The sequence below is a fragment of the Pseudomonas sp. 31 R 17 genome, from assembly GCF_900004915.1.
GTDB lineage: Bacteria > Pseudomonadota > Gammaproteobacteria > Pseudomonadales > Pseudomonadaceae > Aquipseudomonas > Aquipseudomonas orientalis_A.
Genome location: NZ_CVTN01000054.1, coordinates 48268 through 58731, shown reverse-complemented (window position 1 = coordinate 58731; position 10464 = coordinate 48268). Strand labels below are relative to the sequence as shown.

Genomic DNA, 10464 nt, shown 5'->3' with positions numbered 1-10464 from the left:
AGAGCCCTTTGGTTACTTTGGGGCTTTTCCAAAGTGACCCGCCGTCAGGGCGGAACCCTAAGTGGCCGTTACCGCAGAAACGGATATGTACTCGGCCCAATCCAACATTCTGGTCGGCCCAGAGGCCGCCATCGGGGGCAAGCCCCCTCCCACATTTGGACCGGGGCCGTCACAAGATACCGGTCGGCTCCAATGCCGCCATCGGGAGCAAGCCCCACATTCGCCGTCCATGCCTCAGGTGCCCATGTTTTCCGAGGTGACAATGTGCGGCGCAATATGCACCCGATGCCGGATTGCATCGAACCCCTCGGCGCTCTGCAATTGCACCAGCAACTCCACCAACGCCACCGCCGTCTGGCGCGGTTGCGAATCCATCACCACATCGATCAACCCGCGGCTCAGCGCCTGGCGCGACAACTCGGTGGACTCCTGCAGGATGCAGCACAACGCCGGGCGCTTGGGCAGTTGCCCCAGGGCGTTGATCACGCCGTCACCGCCACCGCCCACCACGCACAACCCGCGCAGGTCGGTGTGGCGGCTGAGCAGGTCGAGGGTGGCTTCTTCGGTGATGTCGCAGTTGTCCAGATTGATCAGCGGTTCCAGCGGCTTGAGCCCCGGCGCGTGTTCGGCCAGGTAGCTGTGCAACCCTTCGACCCGCGCCTGGTGGCCGAGAAAGCGATGGCCCCCCAGCAGAATGCCCACGCTGCCCTTGCGCGCACCGCACGTGCGCGCCAGCAGCCAGCCCATGGTGCGTCCGACGACGTGATTGTCCTGGCCCACATACGGTTCCCGGGCTTGCTCATGAATATCCGAAAGCAATGCCACTACCGGCACGCCGGCTTCGCGGATTTGCGCAAGGCAGGCATTGATCAGCGGATGGGCGAAGCTGACCACCGCCAGGGCGTCGCACTGCACGGCCAGTTGCTCGATCTGTTCGACGATGGCGCTGGGCGTGCGGTCATTGATGTAGTCGAACTGGCAGGTCAGGTTGGCCGTGGCGTGATGCTGCGCCGCGTCGCCGATGGACTGTGCCAGGTTGGCATAGAACGCCTGGGCGGTGCCCAGCAGGAGAATGCCGAAGCGGTAGGTCGGGCGCCGTTCGCGAATGCGCTGGCCGATCAGCCGCGCGGCAAAATAACCCACGGCTTCGGCAGCCTGGAACACCTGTTCGGCGGTTTGTGGATTGACCGGTGCGCGGGCGTTCAACACGCGGTCGACGGTGGCCACACTGAGGCCGGCATGGGCGGCGACCGTGGCGATGGTCGGGCGTTTATGGTTGGTCATGGCGAGCCCCTTGAGCGTCTTGATAGAAAACTATCAAGCTCCGCTGGGCCTGGATGATAGCTTGATAGGGAATGGATTCAAGGCCTTGAGGGTGATTTAGCCGCGCTCTATGGTTGGTTTCGCAAAGCACCTGAAACCCTACGCTTGCGGAGAACAATAACAATGCCTGAATACACCGCTCACCGCGCCCGGCGCGACTACAGCCTGACCGGCCCCGAGGCCGCCCGCGCCGCCGAAAAAGGCCTGGTCTCGGCGCGCTGGTACCAGTCGCCGGTCCCGCGCAAACGCATGAAGGAACTGATGCAGCGCCGCGACCGCCCGGCGCTGGTCGACACGGCCATCTGGTTCGCGGCGTTGTTCGCAACCGGCTTTGGCGGCTACTGGTTCTGGGGCTCCTGGGCCTGTGTGCCATTCTTCCTGGCCTATGGTGTGCTCTACGGCACCGCCTCCAACCCGCGCTGGCACGAAACCGGCCATGGCACGGCGTTCAAGACCCGCTGGATGAATGACGCGCTGTACCAGGTGGCGAGCTTCATGTGCATTTTCGAGCCCCATGTGTGGCGCTGGAGCCATGCCCGGCATCACACCGACACCATCGTCGTCGGCCGCGACCCGGAGATCGTCGAGCCGCGCCCGCCGAGCTTTTTGATGATGTTCCTGAGCCTGTTCAATCTGCCCCTGGCGTGGAAGACCTTCAGTGGCGTGGCCCGCCATGCCATCGGCCGGATGAGTGCCCAGGAACGGGATTTCATCCCCGAATCCGAATGGCCCAAAGTGTTTCGCGCCGCGCGCATCTGGGTGGGCCTCTATGGGCTGGTCATCGGCAGCGCCTTGTACCTTCACAGCTGGCTGCCGCTGATGCTGGTGGGCTTGCCGAGCATCTATGGCGCCTGGCTAGGCTACCTGTTCGGCCTTACCCAGCACGTGGGCCTGGCCGAAGACGTGCTCGACCACCGCAGCAACTGCCGCACGATCTACATGAACCGCGTGCTGCGCTTTATCTACATGAACATGAACTACCACCTCGAGCACCACATGTACCCGATGGTGCCGTTCCACGCACTGGCGCAATTGCACGAAGAGATCCGTCGCGACTGCCCGCCGCCTTACGCCAATCTGTGGGAGGCCTACAGGGAGATCCTCCCGACGGTCTGGAAGCAGCGCAGCGACCCGACCTATTTCGTCCAGCGTCCGATCCGACGGCAGCCTGAATCAGCCCCTGCCTCCGTGCACGCAGAAGTCTCTGTCGGCTGAAGTTCGTTTCCTTTTAATAAGAGATAAAAACCATGAACGATCAATGGATCGACGTCTGCGCCGTGGGCGACATAGACGAGGAAGACGTGCTGCGCTTCGACCATGGGGCGCACACCTATGCGGTGTTTCGCTCGGCCGAGAATGAGTTTTTCGCCACCGCCGGCCTGTGCACCCATGAAAAAATCCACCTGGCCGACGGCCTGGTCATGGAACATGTGATCGAATGCCCCAAGCACAATGGGCGCTTCGACTACCGCTCCGGCAAGGCCCTGGGCGCGCCGGTGTGCGTCAATCTGCAAACCTACCCGGTACGGGTCGAAGGGGGGCGGGTGCTGCTCGCCGTCACGGCGTGATGATGGACGCGCCCCTGATTATCGTCGGCGCCGGCCATGCCGGTGGCCGTGCGGCGTTGACCCTGCGCGAAGAGGGTTACAGCGGTCGGCTGATCCTGATCGGCGACGAACCCCACGTGCCCTACGAACGACCGCCCCTGTCCAAGGGCCTGTTGCAAGGCAGCCAGGACCTGGCCGGATGCAGCCTGTGCGACAGCGCGCGCCTGGCCGAGCTGGGTATCGAGCATCTGGCGGGCAACGCGGTCAGTCGGCTGGCGCCATTGCAGCATCGGCTGCAGTTGGCCGATGGCCAGTGGCTGCCCTACCGCGGATTGCTGCTGGCCACCGGCGGCCGTGCGCGGCGTCTGCCGCAGGCGCAGTCCAACGTGCTGTACCTGCGCACCCATGACGAAGCCCTGGCCCTGCGCGAGCAGTTACGCCCTGGCACTCGGCTGGTGGTTATCGGCGGCGGCTTTATCGGCCTGGAAGTGGCGGCGACCGCGCGCGGCCTGGGCTGTGCGGTCACGCTGCTCGAAGCCGGCCCGCGCCTGGCGGGCAGGGTATTGCCCGCAATTATCAGTGACGCGCTGCTGGCGTTGCACCGCGAGCAAGGCGTGGACGTGCGCGTGAATGTCGCCGTGGCGTCCATCGAGGCCGACGCTGTACGCCTGGTGGATGGGCACACGCTGCCGTGCGACCTGGTGGTGGCCGGCATCGGCATGCAACCCAATATCGAACTGGCTGCGGCGGCCGGGCTGGACGTGGGGCAGGGCATTCGTGTCGACGCGCAGTTGCGCACCAGCGCTGCGAATATCTACGCGGCAGGGGACGTCTGCGAGTTCCGTCTTGGCGGTCTTTACCAGCGCCAGGAAACCTGGCGCAACGCCGAGGTTCAGGGGCGGCATGCCGCGTTGAATCTGCTCGGCCGGGGATTACCTTTCGAGGCCGTGCCGGGTTTCTGGTCCGACCAGTACGACTGGGGCTTGCAGACGGTCGGCGTGATGACGCCGAGCACGGTCAGCCGGTACCTGCCCGATGGCGGCCTGCTGCTGTTCTATCTGCATGACAACGGGCTGTTGCAGGGCGCCTGCGGTTGGGCGCCGGGCAACCGCGTGGCCAGGGACATCAAGCTGTGCGAACGCCTGATCGCCGCCCGTGTGCCGTTGTCGTCGGTTGCCCTGGCGGATCCGGGTGTTTCTCTCAAACAATGGCTGCGAGGCTGATATGCGCCAATTGCTGGTATTTCAATCCTTATGGGCGATGCAAACCGAACCCGGCCCGCTTGAGGCGCAGCTGGATCGCATCGCCGCCGCCGGTTTCGATGGCGTCACCGACCATTACTGGCAGGCCGACGCAGTTGCACGCCTGCACGCAGCCACTGCCGCGCGCGGCTTGCAGATCGAAGGGCAACTGTTCCCGCAGACGGTGGACGACCTGGCGCGTGCCCTGGAGGTGATCAACCGTTATGGCTGTCACCACCTGACCCTGCAAGCCGACGTGCGTCCGCGTACCCAGGCCGAGGCGGGCCGGTTGATCGAAGGCTGGCAACGCCTGGCCGAGCAGGTGGATTTCCCGATCCTGCTGGAAACCCACCGTTATCGCCTGACCAGTGATCTGTTGTTCACCCTCGACCTGCTGGCGCAAATGCCTGACTTGAAACTGCTGGCCGATCTGTCCCACTACGTGGTCGGGCGCGAATTGCCCGAGCCCGGCGACGCCGATGACGATGAGCACATACGTATCATCCTGCGCCGTAGCTGGGGCTTTCATGGTCGCGTGGCCAGCAGTGAACAGGTGCAGGTGGCGCTGGATTTCCCGCAGCATCAGCCGTGGGTAGAGCGATTTACCGGATGGTGGCGCTACGGGATCGAGGATTGGCTGGCCCGCCCCGAGACGCCGCGAAGCCTGTCGTTCACCTGCGAACTCGGCCCGCCGCCTTACGCGATCACCGGCGCGGACGGCCGAGAGCTCAGTGATCGCTGGGCCGAAGCGCTGAAGCTCAAGGCGCTGATTCGCCAGGTGTGGGACCACTCACTGGCGACAACGTAGCATCAGGCCAGCAACCCGGTGCTGACCGCCACGATCAAAAACACCCCCAGCAGCGCGCGGTAGATCACGAACGGCCAGGTGGAGAAGCGTTCCAGAAACTTCATCAGGCCCCAGATGGCGAAGAACGCCGAAATGCTCGCCACCACCAGGCCGAAGATCAAATGCGGCCAGGCATGGGCGGGCATGTCGGCGTGCAGCAGCACCCACAGTTCTTTCAAGCCGGCCAGGGCAATGGCGGGCAGGCCCAGCAGGAACGAGAACCGTGCGGCTTCTTCGCGTTTGAAGTTCAGGAACAGTGCTGCGGTCAGGGTCGAGCCCGAACGCGATACACCGGGGATCAACGCGCCAATCTGCGCGACTCCGACGATCAGCGCATCGCGCAAACGCATCTGGCTCACGTCGCGGGTGTGGCGGGCGCGCAATTCAGCCGCTGCCAGCAACACCGCCATCACCACACAGGCAATCCCGATCACCATCAGCCCGCGCAGTGGCGAGTTGCAGCTGTTCAAGGTCGAGGACAGCGCCAGGCCGGCGATGCAGATCGGGATCGTCGCCAGCACAATCGCCACTGCCAGCTTGAACCAGCGGTCGTTGTAGTCACCCCGGCGTACGGCACTGATGCTGCCGGTGGTCACTTGCTGTACATCGCGCCAGAAATAGCTCACCACCGCCGCCAGCGCCGCCAACTGCATCGCTGCGGAAAACGCCGAGCCCGGGTCTTGCCAGCCGAGCAGGGCGGGTACTACGCGCATATGGGCGGTGGACGACACCGGCAACAGCTCGGTAATGCCCTGGATCACCCCCAGGATGAAAATCTGCAGGTAATCCAGGGAGGCGAACCCCACATCCAGGCCGGCGGAGCAGACGTTAGTCAAAATACAAGTCCTTGAATAAAGGGATAACCGGCGAAGTTTATTCTAAATGTTTCAGGAATTCGGCCTGGACGGTCGCTATCTGCAATCGGTTCAGCCAATAGAAAGGTTGGGCAATGTATTGGCGCTGGCCAGCGCTTTTGTGAACAATGGCGCCCTGCGTTTTTTCACTGAGAGCCCCATGCCTGAAACCACCGTTGAATTGATCCAGACCGGCCCTGAACACGCCGAGCTGATCCGCAATCTCTACCAGTACTACGCGTATGAGTCTTCGGACTGGGAACAGGAAGACGTCGAGGCCGATGGCCGTTTCTACATCCACGACGAGCACCTGACCCGCTATTGGCAAGACCCGCAGTGGAGCGCCAATCTGTTACTGGTGGACGGTTACATCGCCGGCTTCCTGCTGATCGAAGGCAGCGAATTGCCGGGCATCGACGCCCTGGAACTGGCCGACCTGTTCATCCTCAAGCGCTACCGCCGCAAAGGCATCGGCCGCGCCATCGCCACCCAGGTGCTGTGCAGCGGCGAGGACAACTGGCTGGTGCGTTTTTTTGATCAGGACGAAGTGTCCCAGGCGTTCTGGCGCACGGTGCTGGATAACCTGCCACGTCCGGTGCAGACCCTGGAGCTGGACGATGAGCCGCACCTGATGAGCTACCTGATTACCCACGCTTCACTGCATTGACCGATTACTGGCCCCGCCCGCAGAGCACCTGCTGCATCGCCTGCGGCGGTTGCCCGAACGCCCTGAGAAACGCCTGGCGCATGCGCTCGCGATCACCGAACCCGGTTTCGCGGGCCACGACTTCGACCGGGTGGCGACTGGTTTCCATCATGGCCCGTGCCGCTTCCACGCGCAGCGCTTCGATGGCCTTGGCCGGCGTCTGCCCGGTTTCTTCGCGAAACACCCGGCTGAACTGGCGCGGGCTGAGGCGGGCGACCTCGGCCAGGGCGTCCACCGACAGGTCGTGGGTGAGGTTTTCCCGGGCGTAGGCCAGGGCCAGTTGCACACGATCGGACTTGGGGTCCAGTTCGAGCAGGGCTGACAGTTGCGATTGTTCACTGCCGCGCCGCTGCGCGATCACCAACTTGCGGGCGATGCGCCGGGCCAGGTCACTGCCCAGGTCGTTCTCCACCATCGCCAGTGCCAGGTCGACCCCGGCGCTCATGCCGGCGCCGGTCCAAACCTGGCCGTCCACCACGAATAACTTGTCGTCTTCCAGGCGAATGTGCGGGTAGCGCTTGCGAAACGCCGGCGCGTGGATCCAGTGGGTGGTGGTGCGCTTGCCGTCGAGCAAGCCGGCTTCGGCCAGCACGAAAATGCCCATGCACAGCGAGGCCACGCGGCGCGATTGCGCCGAAGCCGCCTTGACCATCTCCAGCAGATTGGCTTCCGGCAGGCGAAACTCCAGGTAGCCGCTGACGATCAGCGTGTCATAGCCCTCGGGACGAATCGCCGTGGTGTTTACCGAAAACCCCTGGGACGTCATGACGGCGCCGCCGCTTTCCGACACCAGATGAAAGGCATAGGCCGGCTCGCCCCGCAGCAGGTTGGCGCACTCGAACACCGAGCCCAGGCTGAGGCTCAGGGACTGGAAGTTCGGGTAAACCATCAGCGCAACGCTGTGCATCGTCATTCTCCAAGGGGCGCGGGAGGGAGGATTGTCGGCGCGTGCCGGATAAACGGCAACTGCCGGTGGCGAATGTCCGGAATCCTTGCGGATATGACATTGTGAGCCTGCGCCCCGGTCCCTAACATTGCCCCAACGAACTAGACGACTGGTCTAATCCCAAGGGGCCAAGCATGCACAGCCAAACCAGAAGCGCACGGCAGACCATTCTTGACAGTGCACAAGCGATTGTCGGCGCCAAGGGATTTTCTGCGGTGGGGTTGAACGAAATCCTGCAGGCCGCCGAGGTGCCCAAGGGCTCGTTTTATCACTACTTCACCTCCAAGGATGCGTTCGGGGTGGTGCTGCTCGATACCTACTTCGATCACTACATCGAGGGCATGCAGCAGCTGTTCAGCCAGCCGGGCGCGTCCCACTACGCCAGGCTGATGCGCTACTGGCAGGGCTGGATCGACAACCACACCGGCTGCACCGACGCCGGCAAATGCCTTGCCGTCAAACTCGGCGCCGAGGTGTCAGACCTTTCAGAGCCGATGCGCCTGGCATTGCAGCGCGGCACGTCACGCACCATCGAGTTGCTCGCCACGGCGTTGCAGCATGGCGTGCAAGACGGCTCGCTGATGCTCGAGCAACCTGCCGAAAGCCTGGCCCGACGCCTGTACGCGTTGTGGCTGGGGACCAGCGTCATGGGCAAGATCACCCGTACCACCGCGCCGTTCGATGAGGCGCTGGGCCTGACCCGACAGTTGTTGGGCCACCCCGAAAACCCTGCTATTCACCACGATCGAGGCACTGGAAAATGAAAGTATTAATGGTACTGACCTCTCACGACCAGCTGGGCGATACCGGCCGCAAGACCGGCTTCTGGCTCGAAGAGTTTGCCGCTCCCTATTACGCGTTCAAGGACGCCGGTGCCGAGGTGGTGCTGGCATCGCCTGCCGGTGGCCAGCCGCCGCTGGACCCGGTCAGCGATCAGCCCGATGCCCAGACCGAACAGACCCATCGCTTCAACGCCGACCCTGCCGCGCAGCAGGCCCTTGCCACTACGGTGAAATTGGACGCGGTCAACGCCGATGACTTCGACACCGTGTTCTACCCGGGCGGCCACGGCCCGCTGTGGGACCTGGCCGAGTCGCCGGTGTCCATTGCGCTGATCGAGTCGTTCGAGCGTGCCGGCAAGCCTGTCGGGTTGGTCTGCCATGCACCGGGCGCCTTGCGTCACGTCAAGGCGGTCAACGGCGAGCCCTTGGTCAAGGGCCGTCGCGTCACGGGGTTCTCCAACTCGGAAGAAGCCGCCGTGGGCCTGACTGACGTCGTGCCGTTCCTGGTGGAAGATGAATTCAAGAAACTGGGCGGCAAGTATGAGAAGGGCGCCGATTGGCAGTCGTTCGTGATTGTCGATGGTCTGCTGGTGACGGGGCAGAACCCCGGCAGCTCCAGTGAAGTGGCCAAGGCCCTGTTGAACCTCACCGCTTAACTTAACCCCACCGACTTAACCCCACCGATTGATGCATGTGGCGGCTCGCAAGAGCCGCCAGTGTTTTCGTTCGTCCTGAATTTGGAATATCCCCATGGCTCATCCGTTGAACACCCCCGTAAAACTGGGGCTTCACACCCTGAACAACCGCATTGTGTTGCCGCCCCTGACCCGCCAGCGCAGCGCGCAACCGGGCGATATCGCCACCGACTTGATGGCCCGGTACTACCGTCAACGCGCCAGCGCCGGGTTCATGGTCAGCGAGGGCACCCAGATCGAGCCTCGCGGCCAGGGTTACGCGTGGACGCCGGGGATCTACACGCCGGCGCAGATCGACGGCTGGCGCAAGGTCACCGAGGCGGTGCATGCCGAGGGCGGCGTGATCTTCGCCCAGCTGTGGCATGTGGGCCGCGTGTCCCACAATGCCTTGCAACCCGACGGCGCCGCACCGGTCGCACCCTCGGCCATCCAGGCCCTGCAGGCCAAGGCCTTTATCGAAACGGCGCCGGGTGCCGGCGAGCTCAAACAACCACCGGTACCCCGCGCCCTGACGGTGCTGGAGATCGAGGAACTGGTCGGCCACTACGCACAGGCGGCGCGCAACGCCCTGGACGCCGGCTTCGACGGGGTGGAGATTCATTCGGCCAACGGTTACCTGGTCAACCAGTTCATCTCGGCCCATTCCAACCAGCGCGATGATGAATACGGTGGCACGCTGGACAATCGCCTGCGCTTTTTGCGCGAAATCGTCGAAGCCGTGTGCCGCGTAGTCGGCCCTGAGCGCGTCGGCGTGCGCTTTTCGCCGTTGTTCAGTGGCACCGATCAGGAGCGTGTCTACATCGGCCTGGTGGAAGAAGACCCGCACCACACCTACATCGAAGCGATCAAGGTGCTGGAGCAGTCGGGTATCGCTTATGTCTCCATCGCCGAAGCCGACTGGGACAATGCTCCCGACCTGCCGGACAGCTTCCGCCAGGCCGTGCGCAGTACTTTCAGCGGACGCATCATCTATGCCGGCCGCTACACCGCCGAACGTGGCGCAACACTGGTGGACGCCGGGCTGGCGGACCTGATTGCATTCGGCCGGCCGTTCATTGCCAACCCGGACCTGCCGCAGCGGATCTTCAATGGCTGGCCGTTGAATGCGTTGAAGGCTGAAGGGTTGTATGGCGGGACCGAGGCGGGGTATGTGGATTATCCGGAATATGTTCAACCAGGCTGAGCTCGACAGCTACCCTGTAGCGAGGGAGCTAACGGGTATCTACCTGACGCTCCGGGGTCCAAATGTGGGAGGGGCGGTGCGACGATTCGACTTGCTCCCCGTGGCTACTCGTCAGCCTATGACTATCTTACTGATGCTCCACAATCCAAATGTGGGAGGGGGCTTGCCCCCGATGGCGGCCTCTGGGCCGACCAGGATGTTGGATTGGACGGGGTACATATCCGTTGCTGCGGTAACGGCTTCTATTGGTTCCGCTTTTACAGCGGCTCACTTTTGAAAAGCGCAAAAGTAAGCAAAACGCTCTTGCCCCACCACTCGGCACCTCGCCTGGGCTCGGTGT

Annotated in this window: 11 protein-coding genes; 8 read left to right on the top strand and 3 right to left on the bottom strand. The window is 63.5% G+C overall.

Features of this window, described 5'->3' with window-relative positions; genetic code table 11:
* Positions 1–234: 234 nt before the first annotated feature.
* On the bottom strand, positions 235–1284 hold the full coding sequence (locus BFP89_RS06730) for a LacI family DNA-binding transcriptional regulator (protein WP_065884747.1): 1050 nt from the start codon (positions 1282–1284) through the stop codon (positions 235–237).
* 162 nt (positions 1285–1446) lie between these two features.
* Here BFP89_RS06730 and BFP89_RS06725 point away from each other — a divergent pair, with 162 nt between their 5' ends.
* Genes BFP89_RS06725 through BFP89_RS06710 form a run of 4 tightly spaced genes read left to right on the top strand, consistent with a single transcriptional unit; the run spans position 1447 to position 4919 of the window.
* Entirely contained in the window at positions 1447–2538 is a 1092-nt protein-coding gene (locus tag BFP89_RS06725; protein WP_065884746.1) for a fatty acid desaturase family protein, read from the top strand.
* A 32-nt stretch (positions 2539–2570) separates the two neighbouring features.
* Positions 2571–2891 (top strand): MocE family 2Fe-2S type ferredoxin, encoded by a 321-nt coding sequence (locus tag BFP89_RS06720; RefSeq protein ID WP_065884745.1) that lies wholly within the window; start codon positions 2571–2573, stop codon positions 2889–2891.
* A gap of 2 nt (positions 2892–2893) precedes the next feature.
* Entirely contained in the window at positions 2894–4093 is a 1200-nt protein-coding gene (locus BFP89_RS06715; RefSeq protein WP_065884744.1) for an NAD(P)/FAD-dependent oxidoreductase, read from the top strand.
* Between the two features lies 1 nt (position 4094).
* On the top strand, positions 4095–4919 hold the full coding sequence (locus BFP89_RS06710; RefSeq protein ID WP_065884743.1) for a sugar phosphate isomerase/epimerase family protein: 825 nt from the start codon (positions 4095–4097) through the stop codon (positions 4917–4919).
* 2 nt (positions 4920–4921) lie between these two features.
* On the opposite strand, the gene BFP89_RS06705 is transcribed toward BFP89_RS06710, so the two are convergent.
* Positions 4922–5794, bottom strand: coding sequence for an undecaprenyl-diphosphate phosphatase (locus BFP89_RS06705; protein WP_065884742.1), 873 nt, complete (start codon positions 5792–5794; stop codon positions 4922–4924).
* Positions 5795–5840: 46 nt separating this feature from the next.
* Here BFP89_RS06705 and BFP89_RS06700 point away from each other — a divergent pair, with 46 nt between their 5' ends.
* Complete coding sequence (locus BFP89_RS06700; RefSeq protein ID WP_065884741.1) at positions 5841–6479, top strand: GNAT family N-acetyltransferase; 639 nt, start codon at positions 5841–5843, stop codon at positions 6477–6479.
* A gap of 4 nt (positions 6480–6483) precedes the next feature.
* On the opposite strand, the gene BFP89_RS06695 is transcribed toward BFP89_RS06700, so the two are convergent.
* A complete protein-coding gene (locus BFP89_RS06695) occupies positions 6484–7425 on the bottom strand; it encodes a GlxA family transcriptional regulator (protein ID WP_065884740.1) in 942 nt (313 codons plus the stop codon).
* 173 nt (positions 7426–7598) lie between these two features.
* On the opposite strand from BFP89_RS06695, the gene BFP89_RS06690 reads away from it, so the two are divergent.
* From BFP89_RS06690 to BFP89_RS06680, 3 genes are all read left to right on the top strand, one after another.
* Positions 7599–8228 (top strand): TetR/AcrR family transcriptional regulator, encoded by a 630-nt coding sequence (locus BFP89_RS06690; protein WP_065884739.1) that lies wholly within the window; start codon positions 7599–7601, stop codon positions 8226–8228.
* On the top strand, positions 8225–8902 hold the full coding sequence (locus BFP89_RS06685; RefSeq protein WP_065884738.1) for a type 1 glutamine amidotransferase domain-containing protein: 678 nt from the start codon (positions 8225–8227) through the stop codon (positions 8900–8902). The genes BFP89_RS06690 and BFP89_RS06685 overlap by 4 nt, the downstream gene beginning before the upstream one ends.
* Positions 8903–8996: 94 nt before the next feature.
* The gene (locus BFP89_RS06680) at positions 8997–10124 is read left to right on the top strand and encodes an alkene reductase (protein ID WP_065884737.1); all 1128 of its coding nucleotides are present in this window, start codon (positions 8997–8999) and stop codon (positions 10122–10124) included.
* Positions 10125–10464 lie beyond the last annotated feature (340 nt).

Excerpts from the sequence above, each read along its gene's own strand:
- BFP89_RS06730 (WP_065884747.1), bottom strand. The coding sequence starts at position 1,284 with ATGACCAACCATAAACGCCCGACCATCGCCACGGTCGCCGCCCATGCC.
- BFP89_RS06725 (WP_065884746.1), top strand. The coding sequence starts at position 1,447 with ATGCCTGAATACACCGCTCACCGCGCCCGGCGCGACTACAGCCTGACC.
- BFP89_RS06720 (WP_065884745.1), top strand. The coding sequence starts at position 2,571 with ATGAACGATCAATGGATCGACGTCTGCGCCGTGGGCGACATAGACGAG.
- BFP89_RS06715 (WP_065884744.1), top strand. The coding sequence starts at position 2,894 with ATGGACGCGCCCCTGATTATCGTCGGCGCCGGCCATGCCGGTGGCCGT.
- BFP89_RS06710 (WP_065884743.1), top strand. The coding sequence starts at position 4,095 with ATGCGCCAATTGCTGGTATTTCAATCCTTATGGGCGATGCAAACCGAA.
- BFP89_RS06700 (WP_065884741.1), top strand. The coding sequence starts at position 5,841 with ATGTTTCAGGAATTCGGCCTGGACGGTCGCTATCTGCAATCGGTTCAG.
- BFP89_RS06695 (WP_065884740.1), bottom strand. The coding sequence starts at position 7,425 with ATGCACAGCGTTGCGCTGATGGTTTACCCGAACTTCCAGTCCCTGAGC.
- BFP89_RS06690 (WP_065884739.1), top strand. The coding sequence starts at position 7,599 with ATGCACAGCCAAACCAGAAGCGCACGGCAGACCATTCTTGACAGTGCA.
- BFP89_RS06685 (WP_065884738.1), top strand. The coding sequence starts at position 8,225 with ATGAAAGTATTAATGGTACTGACCTCTCACGACCAGCTGGGCGATACC.
- BFP89_RS06680 (WP_065884737.1), top strand. The coding sequence starts at position 8,997 with ATGGCTCATCCGTTGAACACCCCCGTAAAACTGGGGCTTCACACCCTG.